6 protein-coding genes are annotated in these 20,279 nt (G+C 29.1%); all 6 read right to left on the bottom strand.

Going from position 1 to position 20,279, the window contains the following annotated elements; all coding sequences use genetic code 11:
- Positions 1 to 257: 257 nt before the first annotated feature.
- A complete protein-coding gene (locus MRZ80_RS03825) occupies positions 258 to 8,072 on the bottom strand; it encodes a right-handed parallel beta-helix repeat-containing protein (RefSeq protein WP_292536324.1) in 7,815 nt (2,604 codons plus the stop codon).
- 243 nt (positions 8,073 to 8,315) lie between these two features.
- Positions 8,316 to 10,841, bottom strand: coding sequence for a hypothetical protein (locus tag MRZ80_RS03820; RefSeq protein WP_292536322.1), 2,526 nt, complete (start codon positions 10,839 to 10,841; stop codon positions 8,316 to 8,318).
- Between the two features lie 227 nt (positions 10,842 to 11,068).
- Positions 11,069 to 13,633, bottom strand: coding sequence for an Ig-like domain-containing protein (locus tag MRZ80_RS03815; RefSeq protein WP_292536321.1), 2,565 nt, complete (start codon positions 13,631 to 13,633; stop codon positions 11,069 to 11,071).
- Between the two features lie 201 nt (positions 13,634 to 13,834).
- Positions 13,835 to 18,916: an Ig-like domain repeat protein gene (locus MRZ80_RS03810; RefSeq protein WP_292536319.1), complete on the bottom strand. Its 5,082-nt coding sequence runs from the start codon at positions 18,914 to 18,916 to the stop codon at positions 13,835 to 13,837.
- A gap of 329 nt (positions 18,917 to 19,245) precedes the next feature.
- Positions 19,246 to 19,563 (bottom strand): DUF2149 domain-containing protein, encoded by a 318-nt coding sequence (locus MRZ80_RS03805; RefSeq protein ID WP_292536317.1) that lies wholly within the window; start codon positions 19,561 to 19,563, stop codon positions 19,246 to 19,248.
- A gap of 1 nt (position 19,564) precedes the next feature.
- Positions 19,565 to 20,209, bottom strand: coding sequence for a MotA/TolQ/ExbB proton channel family protein (locus MRZ80_RS03800; protein ID WP_292536315.1), 645 nt, complete (start codon positions 20,207 to 20,209; stop codon positions 19,565 to 19,567).
- Positions 20,210 to 20,279: the final 70 nt, after the last annotated feature.

The raw sequence follows: 20,279 nt of genomic DNA, 5'->3' as shown, positions 1-20,279 counted from the left end.
AAGATCTTTTTATTTTTCATCATATATAACTCCTTTTTTAGTGCATTGAAAAACCTTTTAATTAATGTTGATAATTATTAAAATTTCTTTTATACACTGATAACAATATTAATTTGATATAACTAATATAGTTAACCATAATTAATTAAGTAATTTTAAGAAAAATTAAAAAAGACATTAGTAATTTAAAGGAAATTTTAAAATAGTAATTCAAAAAAAAAATAAAAAAAATATGGGGGAGAGTTGAATAGATTAAGCTATGCTTTAACTTTAGCAATAACTATTAATCCATCATTAAGTGTACATTTACATCCATTAGTATAGTTGTCACCAGCATATGTGAATGTAATATCGTATTTTTTAGCTGACATATCACTAGGTATGAATGTTTTAAGCACTGCTTCACCATTATATACTCTTGGAGTTTCATTACTTGGTGTTTTATCAGTATTCATTGGTGTAATTGTTTTACCATTTATTTTTACTGAGAATTTACCACCATTTACTGTCATATTTGAAATAGCAGTTCTCATTGTTGCTTTAAATGTTGTGTATCTTCCTGGCATAGATGCTACAGGTTCAATTGTAATAATTACATCCTGTTTTTCAACGTTAATTGTGTAATTTACTGAGTTTGCATTTGTTGTTTTTGATTCACCAATAATAATTGTAAGATTACTTACTCCTGGACGAAGATCTGCTGGAAGTTTTACTTTAAAGTATAATTTACCATCAATTACTTCACCATTGTATATGGTTTTACCATTAAGTTTTACAGCAACTTTGTTACGTCCTGAAAGCACGTTTCCATTTACATCTCTTAGTGTTTCATTAACTTCTATTTCTTCTGATGCATACTTTGTAAGTGTTTTACTTTCAAGTGTCATGTTAGTTTTAACTACTGTGAATGTTGTTGAATTTTCAGATTTAAGATTTAAATTATCTCCACTGTATTTTACAACTACATCATAGTCTTTTGCTGTAAATCCTAGGAGTGAATATGTAACTTGTGCTGTTCCATTTATAAATCTGATTTTTGATGAACCATCCACTTGTATTGTTTTACCATTCACTTTAATTACAACATAACCTGAGTTTATTTTCTCATTTGTATTTATGTCAATTACATTAACTTTTATTGTTATGTTTGTTGATGTTACAGCTTCACTTGGAAGATCTACTACTGTTTGTGTTTTTGATTTGTAACTTGTATTGTTTTCTGATTTTACACCTGTTCCATTTGCAGATATTGATTCTTCACCATTAAGTACATTTGTATCTACAATGTTGTTTTTAATAATTACATCGTCACTTCCAACTACATTAATTGTTGTAGCTTTTTTATTTTCATCAATTGTTAATATTTGGTTGTTTGTAATATTTGAATTACCACTACCTTGTTGTAGTTTTATACCTACATTTGCAGGTACAATTTCTTCAACAACTGACTGTATTTTTAATGAACTATCTCCATATGTTGTAATATTATTTGAATCAATTATATTTCCTGCTGCATGAGCAAATCCCATACCTATTGAATATATGCCTCTCATTATAATTGTATTGTTTTTAACTGTTGTTGTCTGTGTTCCATATAATTCAAGACCATATCCTACAGTTGCATTCATATCAATTGTGTTGTTAATAATTGTTGTATTTTTACATGCATTTCCACCCATGGTTGATGATATAATACCATATGCCATAGCTTCATTATCTGCAAGTACTGTTAAGTTTTTGGAATTTCCAATAATTCTATTGTTTGCAATTAATACATTTGCTCCATCAATACCTGATATGAAGTCACTACCAATTTGTATACCTGCAATGTATCTTTCACTGTATGCTTCAATTGTATTGTTTGTAATGTTTACATCAGCCATTCCAAGACCATTTAATGCATATACAAATCCTGCACCTTCAGCTTTTGCTGTAATATTGTTGTTTTCAACACGTATATTTGTACCTTTTAATTCTACAGCATCAATTGAACCATACATTTCAACTACTGAATTTGGAGCTTGTAATGCTTTTGCTGTATTGTTTGCAATTGTTACATTATCTCCACCAAGTGTTGCTATTGCAATTGTTTTTACAATACCATCACCAGCCCAGTCAATACCTGCACATGGTCCATATACTACTACATTATTACCTGAAATTACAACATTTGATGCTTTGTTTTTAATACCATTTGTTGTACCACTTACTTTTTCCATGTATACTGTGTTATTTGCAATTACTGTATTGTCTGCATTGTTTTCAAGTGATACTTCTATTGTTGTATTTGTATTGTTAATTTTAATACCAGATAGGATTACTCCCATTGCTGCATTATTAATTGTTACTTTACCATTGTATATTGTTGTATTATCACCTGATATTGTAATGTATGGTGTTGTGATTGTGAATGTTTTATTTGTAAATTCTCCACTAAGTATTACTTGTGTATATTGTGGAATATTTATCATTTCACCATTTTCATTGAAGTATTGTGAGTAGTTATCTTCTGTTATTGTTGTTATAAGTCCTGTATTGTTTTCTACAATCATATTTGATGTTGTAGTATTTAATACTGCATCATTTCCATGTAATGTGTTTGTATCAATAATGTTATTTTTAACTGTAGCATCAATTGAATTTTTAAGTGTTACATTACCAATAAGAACACCTGTTGCATTACCATTTAAGTCGATAACATGGATGTTATTGTTTAATATTGTTGCATTACATGCACCTTGTGTTGTTACAACTCCAGAAATTGCTGGTTGAACATTTTCAGTAATTGGATTTATTTTTTGTGAACTATCACCACATATTTTTATGTTGTTTGCTGTAATATTTACAGGTCTTGATAGTGCTAATCCTACACCAATACTATATGCACCATTGAGTGTAATGTTGTTGTTTGTAATGTTTGAATATCTTGATGAGAATACTTCAACACCGTATGCTATTGTTGAGTTAATATTAATTATGTTATTGTTAATTATTGTGTTATCACACATTCCCATGATACTTTGTACTATTACTCCATATCCTATTGCTTCTTCATTTGTTAATGCTGTTGTATTTGCACATACACCATTAATTGTGTTGTTTAATACTTCTGCATCTGGTGCATCTCCAAGTTGTATACCTGCAATGTATCTTTCAGATGTTGCTTTGATGTTGTTATTTGTAACATATACATCTTCACATCCTACTGTATTTATTGCATATGCATATTTTGGTGAATATACAACTACTGTGTTGTTATTAATTGTAACTGTCATACCATATGCTTCAATTGCATAGATTGTACCTGTTGATGCTGGTGTTGTTTTATTATTATGTAATGCTGTAACTGTGTTATTTTCAATTAATACATCTTCTGAATCTGCTGTTATTATTGCTATTGTATCAGCATAGCTTACATCATAACTCCATGGGATGTTATTACTTGGTCCTTCTACTGTTACATTGTTATTTGCAATTGTTACATTATCTGCATTGTTTTGTATACCATTTACAATACCTGTTGTTTTTGAGATGTATACTGTGTTGTTGTCAATTAATGTATTTTCTCCATTGTTTTGTATTGCATAGTTAAATGTTGCATCTGTATCATTAATTTTTATGTTTTTAAGTGTTGTATTTTTAGAGTTAATTAGGATTTGTCCATTTATAATTTGTGCTGTATTATCTCCTGTAATGAGAAGATTTGCTTTTGTTACTTTGAATGTTTTATTTGTAAATTCTCCACTAAGTGTAATTGCTAGGTTTGCTTGTATTGTATCGAGCATTTTACCATTTGCATCAAAGTATTGTGAGTAGTTATCTTGTGTTATAATTATTATGTTTCGTGTATTGTTTTCTGATTTTACATCTACTCCAGTTGCAAGTGCTATTGAATCTTGACCATTAAGTGTGTTTGTATCTACTATGTTGTTTGCAATTAGGATGTCATTGTTGTTAGCTTTTACATTTACTGTTTTTGCTGTGTTGTTTGTATCATCTGAGTATATTTTATTGTTTGTAATGTTTGTGTAATGACTTCCACTATCAAGGTTTATACCAGCATTTGCAGGTTCTATATCTTCTGATACTGCTCCTATTGTTTTAAGAGAGTTTCCATGTGTTGTTATATTATTTAATTTAATGTTGTTGTTTATTGATTTTGAAACACCAATACCTGTTGCATAGATTGCATCTACTTTTATGTTATTTTTTGTAATATTTGTATTTATACATGTGTAGATTTCCATACCATATCCAACATTAGATTTAAGATCTACTGTGTTATTGTCTATTTTTATTTTTTCACACATGCTTCCTCCCATACTTGATGAGATTATACCATATGCTACTGCATCTGATGCATTTTTGCTTGTTTTATTTGCAATTCCTGTAATTTTATTGTTTGTAATATTTACATTTTTACAATTATATATTCCACTGTAGTCACTACCTGCCTGAATTCCTGCAACATATCTTTCAGATTTCATATTAATTGTATTGTTTTGAATTTTTAGTTTTTCTCCCATAACATTAATACCATAGGTGTATACTTGTGCATTTACTTCAATGTTATTGTTTAAAACACTTACTCTATTTCCACGTACATCAATACCATCTGTTGTACCGTATGCTTCTGCTGTAGTTCCGTTTGTTTGGAATACTTTTATGTTGTTATTTAGAATTCTTACATTATCACCATAAAGTGTTACAATACCTATTGTATTTGCAATAGCTTCACCATTCCAGTCAATACCTACACATGGACCGTATACTGTTACATTGTTTGCTCTAATTAAAGTATATCCTGCATAGTTTTTAATTCCCTGTGTAATTCCTGTTGCCTGTTGCATGTAAATTGTGTTATTTACAATTATGGCATTTGTTGCTGCATTTTCAATGGATGCATCGATTGTTGTATTTGTATTGTTAATGTTTATATGTGAAATTGTTGCACTTGTTGCATTTGAATCAATTCTTACTTTACCATTTCTAATTATACCATTTTCATCACAGGTTATAAGAGTTCCTGGTACTGTAACTGTAAAGTTTTTATCTGTAAATTCTCCACTAAGTATTACTTGTGAACATTCTGGAATATTTATCATTTCACCTTTTGCATTGAAGTATTGTGAGTAGTTATCTTTTGTTACTGTTGTTATGTATCCTGTGTTGTTTTCTACACTTTGACCTTTTGGAATTGACATTGCTTTAGTTCCATGGTCTGTATTTGTATCGATTATGTTATTTTTAACAACTAAATTATTACTATCTTCTACATTAATTGCTAATGCTCCACTAGCTGCATCAAATGTAATTACTCTGTTGTTTGTAATGTTTGTATCATCACTTTCTTGTTGTATTTGTATACCTACATTTGCAGGTTGAATTTCTTCAACAACTCCCTGTATTCCTACTGAACTATCTCCATATGTTGTAATATTATTTGAATCAATTATATTTTCTGTTGCATGAGCAAATCCCATACCCATTGCATATGGTGCTCTCATTGTAATTGTATTGTTTATAACTTTTACTTTGTTTGTTGTGTATAATTCAAGACCATATCCTACAGTTGCATTCATAGCAATGTTGTTGTTGATAATTGTGATATTTTCACATGCACTTCCACCCATGGTTGATGATATAATACCATATGCCATAGCTTCATTATCTGGAAGATCTGTTAGGTTTTTAGAGTTTCCAATAATTGTATTGTTTGCAATTAATACATTTGCTCCATCAATACCTGATGTAAAGTCACTACCAACTTGTATACCTGCAATGTATCTTTCACTGTATGCTTCAATTCTATTGTTTGTAATGTTTACATCAGCCATTCCAAGACCATTTATTGCATATACAAATGATGTATATTTACCTTCAACTACAATTGTGTTGTTGTTAACACGTACCTCTGTACCTTTAACTTCTATTCCATCAATTGTACCGTATGCTTCAGCTTCTGTATTTGGATTTTGTAATGCTTTTGCTATGTTGTTTGTAACTGTTACATTATATCCATCAAGTGTTGCAATTGCAATTGTATTTGTAAGACTACTACCTGAATCCCATCCAATATTTTCAGATGGTCCATATACTGTTACATTATTGTCTGATATTACAACATTTGATGCTGTATTTTTAATACCATTTGTTGTTCCAGTTTTTTTTGTCATGTATACTGTGTTATTTGCAACTACTGTATTATCTGCCTGGTTTTCAATTGATGCTTCTATTGTTGTGTTTGTATTGTTAATTTTAATTCCTGATATTACAACATTCATTGCATCTTCAGTAATTAAGATTCTTCCATTGCGAATTATTGTTGTATTATCTCCAAATACATTAATTCCTGGTAATGTAATTATGAAGTTTTTATCTGTAAATTCTCCACTAAGAGTTATTGCATCATTTTCTTCAAGACCTGTTATAACTCCATCATCATCAAAGTATAGTGAGTAGTTTTCTTTTGTTATTATAATTGTGTATCTTGTATTGTTTTCTAGTGTTATATCTGTTCCTTTTGCTGATATTGTTGCCTGTCCATGTTCTTTGTCTGTATCAAGTATGTTGTTTTTGATAATTACATCATTTACACTTGCTACATTGATTGTTTTTGCTTGATCTTTTTTATCTTCTGTATAGATTTGGTTGTTTGTTATGTTTGTAAAGTGGCTTCCTTGTTGTAGTTGTATACCTACATTTACAGGTGTGATTTCTTCAACAACAGAACCTATTTTTGTTGAGTTGTCTCCTGTTGTATTTATGATATTTGAATCTACCATATTGTTTATTGAATGAGCATAAACAATACCCATTGCACGGCTACCATTTACATTTATGTTGTTTTTGTTAACTTTGCTGCCTGTTACTGTGTATACTTCAATACCATATCCTACATTTGCATTTAAGTTAATTGTGTTGTTTTCTAGTGTTACATTTTCACAACTATATCCAGGATTACTTGATGCAATTGCACCGTATGCTATTGCTTCATCATCTGATGCTGATGCTTTTTTAGAGATACATTTGATGTTGTTATTTGCAAGATATAAACCTTTACTTTCATATAATCCAGAGTAGTCTGTTCCATATTGAACTCCTGCTGTGTATCTTTCACTTTCTGCATGGATTTTATTGTTTGTAATTTTTACATCTTCTGCACCAAGTGCATTTACGGCATATACAAATTTTTTAGCTTTAATTGATAATGTATTGTTGTTAACTGTAATATTTTTACCTTTCATATCAATACATTCAATTGTACCATAGCTTGTTGGTGTTGTTCCATTTGCTTGATTTACACTAACATTATTGTTTGCTATTGAAACATTTTCACAATATAGTGTTACTATTGCTATTGTATTTGCAAGTCCTTCACCTGAAAAGTCAATATCTGTACATGGTCCATTTAGTGTTACATTGTTTTGTGTAATTTTGGTATTTGCTCCATAGTTACGTATAGCATATGTAAATCCACTTACTTTTTCCATGAATACATTGTTATTTGATATTGTTACATTTTCTGCTGAATTTTCAATTGATGAATCAAATGATGTTATGTTTGTATTGTTTATTTTTATGTTTGTTAGTGTTACACCACTTGCTGCTACATCAATTCTGATTTGTCCATTTTTAATGTTTGTTGTATCATCACCTGTTATATACAGGTTAGGTGTTGTGATTTGGAAGTTTTTATCTTCAAAATCTCCACTTAGTATTATTGTTGTGTTTTCTTTGATTGTATCAAGTGTTGTTCCTGTACTATCAAAGTATGTGTTATAATTATCTTTATTAATATTTGTTGTTGTGTTTGTTGTAGTATCATCTTTTTTTACTACTTTTTCATTTTTAATTGCTTTCTTTTGTGTTGGCTTATTAGCTGTTGTTGTTACTACATCGTTTGTTTGTGTAGTTACATCTACTTGACTAATTACATCAGCACTTGCTACATTGACACTCTCTGATATTGCTTGGCTATCATTTGTGTCAGCTGCAGTTGCTGCTGTTAGACCTGTAAGAAATACAATTAATAAAGCTAATAAAATAAAGCTTGATTTTTTATTTAGCATTATAAATCAATTCCTTAAGTTTTTTTTTATTTAATAGAAGTTGTAATATTCAAATGAAATTCATTTAAAATAAAATAAACTTGACTATATGAATTAATATCTAACTTTTATTAATATTATAGTTAATTATTATTAAAAATTGAAAAGAAAAATTAGAAACCTAATTTTAGTTAAACATGCTATAAAGTTTAATTAAAATAAAAAAGAGGAGAAGATAAAGGGGTGGTGATTAAAAAAGTAATATTATAGTATTTTTAGTGAAGCTTTAAATGTTTCACTTCTCGGTGCTATAAAACTATTACCAGAGAAAATTACCATAATATCATATTCTTTTGATGTCATAGTAAATGGGAAGAATGTGTGAATTTCACAAATACCACCTTTAACACTGAGAGTTGTTAAATTTAGTGTTGCATCAGAATTCATATTAGGAATTGTTTTACCATTAACCTTAAATGTGAACTTTCCACTATTTACTGTTTTATTTGTATGTGATGTTCTTATTGTAGCTTTAAGAGTTGTATATACCTCATTGTATGTTTTAACAGGTTCAAATACAATTACAGCATCCTGTTTTGCAATTGAAAGATTATAATTTAAAATAATTTTATTATAACGACTTGAAGTACCAATAATAATTGTTAAATTATTAGAACCTGCCCTTATCTCATCTGGAAGTTTTAATTTAAGATTTAATTTTCCATCCTCAATTACACCATTATAGATAGTTTTACCATTTAATTTAACTGCAATCTTATTTCTACCAAGTAATTGTTTTTGTGATATATCATATAATGTTTCATTAACTTGAACTTCACTACCTGAATATGAATTTAATGTTTTAGATGTAGGTGTAATATTTGTCTTTAAAACAGATAATGTGGTTGTATTTTCATCTTCATCATACATCTCACTACCTGAATATATTGCTGTGATTGTATAGTTTTTTGAAGTTAATCCATTTAGTGTATAGTTAACCTCAGCTACACCATCTTTTATGGCATGTGATGATTTACCATTTAATTTTATAGTATTTCCATTGATTTTAAATATAATACTACCACTATTTATTTTAGCTTTTGTATTTGCATCTAATACTTCAGCTTTTATTTTTATTGTTGTTGATGTAACAGAATTATCTGGTAGTATAATTTTTATTTCTACCTTATTTTTTCCTGTAATTGAACTTGTATTATTTTCAACTACTACATCACTACCTGTATATACTATTGCATTACTTCCAGTTTTTGTATTTGTGTCAACTTTATTATTTTTTATTATAACATCATTTGATGCTGATGAATTAATACCTAATGATTTATTATTTGCATCTGTTGTGTTAATTTTATTGTTTGTAATATTTGTAAAATGACATCCAAGCTGTATGTGAATTGCAGTATTTACTGGATCTATTGCCTCATATGCCTGATTTATAGCTATTGAACTGTTACCTGTTGTATGTATTATATTTCCATCTATACGATTTATGATATTATCAGATAGTCCTATTCCCATTGCATATGCTCCTGTTGCATTTAGTTTATTGTTTGTAATATTGATGTATTTTGTTGAATATGCCTCAATTGCATATGCTACTCTTGAATTTAGTACTATTGTATTGTTATTTATTACTACATTTTCACAGAATGTTCCACCCATATTTGATGCTATGATTCCATATGATATAGCCTCATCATAAGTTGTTTGTGGTGTTGTGTTGTAGCAGTATGAGTATATTTCATTGTTTGCCACGTATGCATTTCTACTATCATCACCTACTTGTATTGCTGCTGTATATCTTTGACTTGTAAGGTTGATTTTATTGTTTATTATTGTGATATTTGTTGCAGATTTTGTATCTATTGCATATACTAGTCGTGATATATTTGCTGTTATGTTATTGTTTGCAACTTTTATATTTTCACCACTTACCATTATAGCATTTACTGTACCATAGGGGTCACTTGCAGAATTTTTAGTTTGTAGTACTGCTACGTTGTTGTTTTCTATTGTAATATTAGATCCATACTGTATTGCTATTGTTATTGTATCTGCTATTGTACTTCCACTTGCCCAGTTTATATTTGAACATGGTCCTGATACTGTTGCATTGTTATTTATTATCTTGTTGTTATCTCCATAGTTTCGTATTGCACATGTTATTCCACTTATTTTTTCCATGTAGATTGTATTGTTTGCTATTGTTATATTACTATCTACTACTTCAATTGCATCATTTATTGTATCTGAGGGATTTGTATTGTTAATTTTGATATTTACGACTGTTGTTCCATTTGATCCTGTGTCAAGTATTATTCGTCCATTTCTTATTTGTGTTGTATTGTCTCCTGTTATGTAGAGATTTTTTGTTGTAATTTTAAATATCTTATTTGTAAATTCTCCACTAAGTATAACTGTTGAATTTTCATCTATTGTATTTAGTATTTTTCCATCAGATGAGCTGAAATATTTATTATAATTCATATTTGTTACAACTGATGTTGTGTTTGTATTTTTCTTTGGACTTTTTGTTGTCTTTTTATTTTCTGTGTAAGTTTTTAAGTTATTATCATTATCTATAGTTTTAGTTTTTACATCTTCTTTTGTGTCAACATTTATATCAGCATCTAAGTTATTATTATAATCTATTATTTTAGTATCATGATCTATTATTGTGTTTGTTGTATCATCTTTTGCTGATATTGTTGTTGCAAAAAGTAGTATGATAACTAAAGCTATGAATATAAAACTAGCTTTTTTATTAAACATTTTAAATCACATTTTTTCATTTTTTTAGATAATTAATCAATTATTTTAAAATTATATTTAAAATTGTTTGATTACTTGTATTAATTTATAATGTTTAATCATTATTATATTTAGTTAAAAGATAGTTTCAATAGGATAGAATTATTCAAAAAAAAGTATCTAAAAAATAAGAAAAAAGAGGGGGGGGTGATATGTATGTAGTAATCAATATTTACATACTTTTTAATTTATAATATTGTAAGTCCATCAACTAAAGTTTCACGACCACTATTTGCATAGTTGTTACCTGAGTATGTAACTGTAATATTATAATTTTTAGATTTCATGTCAAGTGGGAAGAATGTGTGAAGTATAGCAACACCATCAACTACACGAACAGGTTCTTTAATAACATTTCCCTGTTCATCCATATTCTGGATAGTTTTACCATTTACTTTAAATGCAACTTTACCACTTAAAACATTTGTACCTGTATGAGCTGTTTTAAATGTAGCTTTAAATGTAGTATATACAGCACCATATGTACTTACAGGTTCAATTGTAATAATTGTATCCTGTTTTGGTGTATTAATTGTATAAAGTGTTGATGCCTGGTTGTATCTGTTTGATTCACCAATTATAATTGTAAGATTATTTACACCAGCTCTAAGTCCATCTGGAAGTTTTAAGCTAATATCTAATTTTCCATCTTCAATTGTACCTTTATAGTATGTTTTACCATTTAATTTAATAACAATTTTATTTTTACCAATTAATGTTTTACCACTAACATCACATAATGTTTCATTAAGTTTTATTGTTTCACCAGAATATCCTGTGATTGTTTTAGGAGTAAATGAAATATTAGTTTTTAATACATTAAGATTTGATGTAGTTTCTGCTTCATCATAATTATCACTACCAGAATATGTAGCTGTAATTTTATATGATTTAGCTGTAAGACCATTAAGGTAGTAGCTAACTTCAGCAACACCATTTGTTACTTTCATTTCACTTTTACCATTCATTTTAATAGTATTACCATTAATTTTAAATACAACAGTTCCTTCATTTACTTTAGCACCTGTTGCTTCATTAATAACATTTGCTTTAATTTTTATTGTTGTTGATGTTACAGCTTCACTTGGAAGAACAATACTAATTTCAGCTTTTGCTTTTCCTGTTTTATTACTTGTATTGTTTTCAATTGTAGCTCCTGTAACATTTGTTGTAACTATTGCATCAGCTCCACTTTGTGTATTTGTATCAAGAGCATTATTTTTAACAATAGGATTTGCTGATGAATTTATAAGAACTGCAGTTGCATTTTCAGCTACTGCATCTTCTGTTAATACAACATTGTTTGTAATTTTTACATTATCACTTTGTTGTTGTACATGAATTCCATGGTTTGCTGGTCTGATTTCTTCAACAACTTCATTTACTTTAAGTCCACTGTTACCTTTTGTTATTACTGTGTTGTTATTAATTGTAATGCCTTTTGAATGAGCAAGACCAATACCCATTGCAAATGCTGAACTTTGAAGATTTAATTTATTATCTGATATTAAGTTGTTTGATACACCATAAATTTCCATTCCATATGCAATTGTAGCATTCATGTTAATTGTATTGTTTGTAATATTTATGTTTTCACTAGTTGTTCCACCCATATTTGTTGAGATAATACCAAATGACATAGCTTCATTATCATCTTTAAATATGGTTTTATTTTGACATACACCTGTAATTTCATTATTTGCAATTAAAAGGTTATGTGCTCCATTTCCTATTTGGATACCATCAATGTAACGTTCACCATATGCTTCAATTTTATTGTTTGTAATGTTTGAATTTGAAAATTCAAGACCATTTACTGCATATCCAAATCTTGCACCTTCAACAGAGATTCTGTTTCCATCAACTGTTATATTTTCACCTTTTAATTCAACAGCATCAATTGTACCATAATAATCAGATTCTGCATTTTCACCTTTTGATGCTTTTGCTGTGTTATTTGCAATTACTACATTGTTTGCATATATTGATATTATAGCACTTGTAACAGCCATTGGTTCTGATCCAGTCCAGTCAATATCCATGGAAGGTCCATATACTTCAACATGGTTTCCTATAATTGTAGCATTTTCTCCACCATTGTTTCTAATACCATATGCTTTTCCATTATCTTTTGTTATGTGTATGATATTATTTGATACTGCTGTATTTAATCCTTCAATATCAATTGCTGCTTCTATTTCATCAACATTATTTACTGTAATTTTAAGATTTGTTACAGTTACATTACTTGCCATACCATCAATGTAGACTTTACCATTGTTAATTTGTGTTGTGTTATCTCCTGTAACATATAATCCATTTGTTGTAATAATAAAGTCTTTATCTTGGAATTCTCCACTTAATATAAGTGTTGAATTTGCACTAACTGCTGAGAGTATTTCACCTGTAGATGCAAAATACTTATTATAGTTAGAATTTGTTACATTATAGGTTTTATTTTCTCCATCTTTTTTTGTGTCTTTTGTGCTACTTTTTGTTGTATCCTCTTTTGAAGTAACAGCAGGTTTTTTAATATTTTTTTCTGATGCTTCAGATACTGTTGGTACTTCCTTCATATTATCAGTTAATGCAATATTATCTTCTGCATTACTATCAGCTAATACTACATCTTGTGTATTACTATTATCTGATAATACTTGAGTGTCTACATCATCTGTTGCTGATGTTGCAGTTATTCCTACTAGAAATACAATTAAAATAGCAGCAAAAATTAATGTTTTTTTATTTGCCATTTTATTCATCTTCTTTTTAGTTAAACGATATAATCAATCATATTAAATTTTTTATAAAAATTAATTGATTACATTAAGTATACTTATAATGTTAATAAATATTATACTTAATTATTAAAAAATAGCTGATAAGTTAATATTTTAATTAAATTTTAAAAAAAAATAAAAATAGAAAGAAATAAATTATCTAATTTATTTCAATTATTTAGTAATACATAATACTGTTGAATTTGTAAGTTTCATACTACCATTTGAGTAGTTAGCAGTAAGAGTATAATCTTTTGCTGAATAACTTTCAGGTATAGTATATTGTACTGTTGCAATACCATTTTGCACTGTTGTTTTTGTAGCAATAGTTTTACCATTTAATTTATAAACAACATCACCAGTACTCATACGATTTGCATTTTTATCAAATACATATGATGTAAGAGTTATGGTTGTTCCTCTTTTTGCAGTTTGTGGCATTACAACGATTGCATCTTTAACATTTTTCATAAGAAGAGTGTTATTTGATACCATATTTTGCATGTTATTTTCACCTGCAATAATTGTAACATTATATACTCCATCTTTATAGTTTTTAGTGTCAAGGTTAATATTCATAGTTCCATTAGCTACTGCAACTTTACTAAGAACTGTTTTACCATTGATTTTAACTGTTACTTTTGTATTACCACATACGAGGTTTCCAAATTCATCATAGATTTTACCTGTAATTTTAGCACTGTTGCCTGTTGTTATTATACCATCAAGTTTTAGGTATTTATCTGCACGTATTACTTTAAATGTTACTTGTTTTTCAAGTCTTACTTTGTTATCTGAAAATACAGCTGTAAGTTTATAGTCTTTTGCTGTATTTTTAACAAAGTATGTAAGTTGTGCAACACCATTTACTACGTCAACTTTTATTGGCTGTCCACCTTTTTTAAGTGTAACACCATTTAATTTAAATACAACTTTACCACTTGTTACAAGGTTACCATTATTATCATATATTGTAGCTTTAAATGTAGCATTTGAGCCATATTTTGCTGTTACATTATTAACTACGATTTTTGTTGGTGTTCCTTTAGGATTTATAATAAGTGCATTTGTAAATGTTCCTTCAGATGATGTAAATTGATTATCACCAGAGTATGCAAATGATACATTATTTTTACCTACAAGTGATGATGGAGCTGTAAATGTAAATACTACAAGATTTGTTTTTGAGTCAACTTTTCCTGTAACTGGTGTTCCATCAGGATTTTTAAGTTGTTTACCATTAATTTTAATTGTTAAACTTCCACCTTTTGCAAGGATTTTACCTGACATATCAGATATACTGATTTTAAGGTTGGTATTTTCACCTACTGTTGCATATGTTGTGTTGAAGTTAATTTTTGATTGTTTTGCAACAACTGTAAGATTATTGTTTCCTGTAGATGCTGCTATTGTATCATTACCTTCATATTTTACTTTTATGTTATATACTTTAGTTGTGAAGTTTGTAGGTATGGTGTATTGATATGATAGTTTTCCATTTACTACATCTACTTTTGCAACATTCATACCATTTACTATTATTGTTGCTTTTCCTGTTTTTACTGCTGCTCCATTTGATGTAACTTTTGCTGTTATGTTAATTTTATCTCCAATTGCACCTTTTTTAGCATCTGTTGTTGTTACTGATGTTGTAAGTACACCTAGGATGTTACTTCCTTCAGCTGGTGAATACTTATCATCTCCACTATATACAGCAGTAATATTGTGTATTCCTGGTTGTATGTTCATTGGAAGTTTATATTTGTATGTTATACGTCCAAGTGTAAGATTTTGTGTTGTTAGAACTTTACCATCTAATTTAAGTATGATTTGTCCTGCTGGTTTATCACTTAGTGGTCCTTCAACATTTACTGTAAATGTTACATTTGCACCAGGTAGTGCTTTTACTTTTGTAACTGTTACTGTTGGATCTTTAAGTGTTCTATTTAAGTTAAGTGTTGCTGTTGTTGTTGCATTTTGGAAGTTTGTACCTGTTACATATGCTGTAATTGTATATGATGTTGGTTTAAAGAAGCTTGTTTCATTTACTTTTACTGAGAATTTACCATCTTTTGCTACTTTTGTAGTTCCAAGAAGTGTTGTTCCCATTTTAAGTTGTACTGTGATATTTGAAAGATCACTTGTTGTTGCTGATACTACTCCATTTATTGTAAATGGTTGTCCTACTGTTGCCTTAATTGGTGACATACTTGCTGTTGTAAAATGTAGGAAGTTTCTTTCAACTTTATTTGTTGCATGATCATTAAGTACTGATGCATCACCTATAAGTTTTGCTGATCTTAATGAGTTTTCAACAACTGTGTTGTTAATTGCTTGTACTGTAAGGTTAACTGTGTATGGTGCTGTTGAGTTTATTGTATTTAATGTTACATTGTTTCTGAAACTGTCATACATTAGAAGAACTCCAGCATTACCATATGGTATTGCATCACTATGTACTGCTTTTGCTACATCTCCATATTTTGCATTTTTAAGTGAGAAGTTATTTGATATTATTTTATTGTCACATGCACGGTATCCTGCAACTCCATAGAGGTATGATCCAATTGATGTGAAGTCATTTCCTATTAATTCATTGTTATTTGAATCAAAGATTTCTACATTATATACAGCAGCTCCTGATGTATTAAATGTATTACTTCTTACTGTTGTATTTCTTGCAGCTTCAAGTGTTAATCCATATACATAGTCACCTTTTTGTGTAGAATTATGTACAGCACTTACTGTAAATTGGTTATCTTCAACGAGTGTATATACACTGTGAAGTCCTGCAATAAATCCTGTTGCAAAGTATCCACCTTTTACTGTTACATTATTTTTTGTAAATGTGTTGTTTGTTGCATTTATAGCAGTTATTGAACTTCCCCATGGTGCTCCAAGAACTCCCATACCATATGCATATGGTCCAAGACTATCTACATTAATGTTGTTGTTCTGGATAAGGTTGTAGTTACTGTCATAGTATACATCTATTCCTACAACACTGTTTTTACAATCAGTTGTTGGGAATGTGTATTCTTTAAATAATGATTTTGTTGTTACATTGTTGTTTTCAATTGTGTTATATGATGAATATAATAGAAGTATTCCATAGTTGTGTAGAACTTCTCCTATTGTTCCCATTTTTTCATTATACATGATTTCATCAGCATATTGAACTGGTTTTGCTGACTGATTTAGGTGTACTTTATTATCTGCAACTATACTTAGATCTGATGCATATAATAAAATTCCATGATTTACATAGTCACCTGATGTTACAACTATGTTTTTTGTAATTCTTGATCCACTTGATGAATATACCCATATTCCAAAGCTTTCCCATAAGTCATAGTTGTATACTGTGTTGTTTGTAACATTACAGTTGTTTACTTCAAGTAATTCTATTCCATGTCTATTGTATGTTTTATTTCCTTTGTTTATTATTGTAACATTACATACTGTTGATGCTGATGCATCTTCTGAAAATCTTACTGTACCTTCATTTATTATACAATTTCTTCCAATTACATGTACTTTTATTGGGAATAGGAAGTCTTTATTTGTAAATGTTCCTTGAAGTATGATTGTGTCATTTTTTAGAACTTTACGTGTATTTACTGAGAAATCATCATTAAAGTATTGGTAGTATGTATCTTCTGTTACTACATATGTTTTATTTGAATCTGATGTATTTTCACTACTTCCTGCTGCTGGTGGAAGATATGCTTTTTCAAGTCCTGATCCAGCAGAACAGTTAAGTGCATTTGAATCTGCAACTGTTATATTTACATCTGCCGGATTTAGTGCTCCTGCTTCTGTAAAGTCTATTGCACAATCTCCATATGATTGAATTCTATTTTTTGTTACACTTACATGGTTTATTCTTTTTGTTGTTGATTGTTTTCTAAATAGAATTCCAGCTTTTTTACTTCTCATATCGTTTCCAGTAATATTTATCTGGGTATATTTACCTTTTGAATATATACAGTAGCTGTCTGTTGACCACATTGTATTGTCTTTTATTGTTACGTTGTTTGCACTTATTACAACACAGCTTCCATTGTTTGATGATATGTAGTTACCTTCAAGAAGTACTCCATCTCCACCAACTGTAATACCTGTTGTTGAACCATTTACACGTACTGAGTTGTTTAATACAATTGCACCTTCACATGCATATATTCCTTCATTTGTACCATTAACATCGTTGTTTATAATTGTGTTGTTTGTAAAGTCCTGTGTTGATATTCCACGATATCCACCACGTACTCTGTTGTTGTCTATGATGTTTCTGGTTCCCATAATCTGGATTGTGTATGACCAGGATGTATCTCCTCCTGTTACATCGTTTCCTGTAACGTTGTTATCATAACAGTATCCTCCAAGGAATTTTCCTGATCCATATACTGAGAAGTATATACCGTTTGCATAGTCACTTACTACTGTGTTGTTTTTAATTAAGTTGTAGTAACATGAACCAAATGCTGCTGCTGTATGTGTACGGAATGTATCTTCACGTGTTGATGTTTCAAAGTAGTTTTTATATACATAACTGTTGTTCATTGAATCTGCAGCTAGTGCAAATGCAAATGGACCATTTACATGTATTTTATTGTTGTATATTGTGATGTTTTTTGTTACATTTGTGTGTATTCCTGTACCATAGAAGTTTGAGTTGTTTATTGTTAAGTTTTCAACTGTTGAATTTGATGAGTTTATTCCCATTACAAGAACTGAACAGTTGTATAATCTTGCATTACGTCCTTCACTTGTTATTGTCATACCTGGTTTGTCTATTGTAAAGTTTACATTTTTAAATTCACCAAGTAGGTTGATTGTATCTCCAGCTCTTACAAGATTTGTTGTCTGGGTCATATTTGTTGTTTCATTAAATGCAAAATAGAGGTCGTAGTCACTGCTTCTTACATCGTATTTTGCACCTTTTTTTGTTGTTTTAGTAGTAGATTCAACTGTTTTTTGTGAATCTTTTTTTATTTCCTTATTTTCTACTTTAGTTGTTGTATTTTTATTGTCTTTTGTTTTGATATTTTCACTACTACTACTTTTTACAGTTTTTTCTTTAACTGTATCTGTAGTTTGTATTGCCTGGGTAGTTGAAATATCATCTGATATGGTTGTAGTTTGTGTATCATCTGATGTTGTTGTGCTGTTATCTGCAGCAGATACACAACCTGTTATCATAACTGTCAATAAAATTACACTAACTATGAGTAATTTTTTTGTGGTTTTCATCTACTCACCTATTTTGTTAAGATATTTGCATAAATTATAAAAAACTAATACCTATTCAAGTTTTTTTAATTTTTTATCTTTTATGTACTATTTATTTATATACTAAACAATTAATAAGGTTTCTTAAATTTTAATTAAAATTTATTTTATTAATTTATGTAGCAAAATTTACATAATTTTATTTAAATAGAACTTTTATAAATGTGTAAATAAAAAAATACGGATTAATTTAACCTTAAAATAGAAATAAATCATTAAAAGTAGGATTTTAAAATTATAAAAAGGAGATTATTGGAAGATGAGTGTAAATATATAACACTCATTAACTATTAAGATGATACCATTACCATCTTTCCAGTTTTTGGATCTTGGTATACTGTACCTTTCTGTTCATAACCAGAACCTGATGATGTAACAGCTTCAGGTGTTGTGTCAAGTTCTGTTGTCTGCTGGTCTAATTCTGTTGTTTGTGCTGCACTTTGTTGCTGTTGTTGTGCTTGAGATATACTTTCAGCTCCTGTTGACATAACAGCAAATATTAGAAATCCAACAGCAAGTACAAGCATGATATCTGTCATATTTACAGCTGATGACATTGGATCTGTATCATCAACTTCACCACGCAGTCTACTTCGTCTAAGTGACATCTTATATCACCTCAAGAATTACTTCTGCTATATCATAAAGGTCATCTATATCTTTTTGATACCATCGACGACGTATTTTTGCTATAACAAAACATAATGTTCCTGATGCAAGACCTGTAGTTGTTGTGTTAAATGCAACTGTAAGATTTGATGTAAGTGTTGTCATATCACCTGAACCTAATGCTGCAAGTCCAGGACCCATAGGTATAATTGTTCCTAGAAGTCCACATCCTGATCCTACTTTTGCAACAATTTCATCTTTTTCAAGTGTACGTATTATTTTACCTTCTTGATCTTCGAGAAGGTTACGTGCTAGTACTTCACGTATTTTTTTATCATATGCTTCTGGGTCGAGTTTTGCTACTTTACATAGTAGTTCTTTATCATATTTTGAAAATGCTGATTTATTGATTGCATCTATTATTTCTTCTTTTGTTTTTGAAATTGTAATATTTTCTATAAGTTTTTCTTTATCTTCTGCTGTAATTTTCTTACGACTTGTATATTCTGCAATTATTGATCCTAACTCTATTATTGCAAATATAATAAATATAACCAGTAATATCATTACTGGAAGTAATAAACTCTGTGATATTACATTCAAAATTCCTGATAAAGCTTCTCCTCCAGGAATTGTGCTTGCCATAATTGGCCTCCATTTTTTTTAATTAATTTAAAAATATAAGACTTTCTCTCTTATTTTTTTTAATAGATTC

Source organism: Methanosphaera sp., from assembly GCF_022768985.1.
In the GTDB taxonomy this organism is placed as follows: Archaea; Methanobacteriota; Methanobacteria; order Methanobacteriales; family Methanobacteriaceae; genus Methanosphaera.
Note: the sequence above shows the minus strand (reverse complement) of the source record. Positions and strands in the feature narration are given on the sequence as shown.

What these genes read in the sequence shown, in the direction of transcription:
- MRZ80_RS03820 (WP_292536322.1), bottom strand. Translation starts at nt 10,841, where the DNA reads ATGTTTAATAAAAAAGCTAGTTTTATATTCATAGCTTTAGTTATCATA.
- MRZ80_RS03800 (WP_292536315.1), bottom strand. Translation starts at nt 20,209, where the DNA reads ATGGCAAGCACAATTCCTGGAGGAGAAGCTTTATCAGGAATTTTGAAT.
- MRZ80_RS03805 (WP_292536317.1), bottom strand. Translation starts at nt 19,563, where the DNA reads ATGTCACTTAGACGAAGTAGACTGCGTGGTGAAGTTGATGATACAGAT.
- MRZ80_RS03810 (WP_292536319.1), bottom strand. Translation starts at nt 18,916, where the DNA reads ATGAAAACCACAAAAAAATTACTCATAGTTAGTGTAATTTTATTGACA.
- MRZ80_RS03815 (WP_292536321.1), bottom strand. Translation starts at nt 13,633, where the DNA reads ATGGCAAATAAAAAAACATTAATTTTTGCTGCTATTTTAATTGTATTT.
- MRZ80_RS03825 (WP_292536324.1), bottom strand. Translation starts at nt 8,072, where the DNA reads ATGCTAAATAAAAAATCAAGCTTTATTTTATTAGCTTTATTAATTGTA.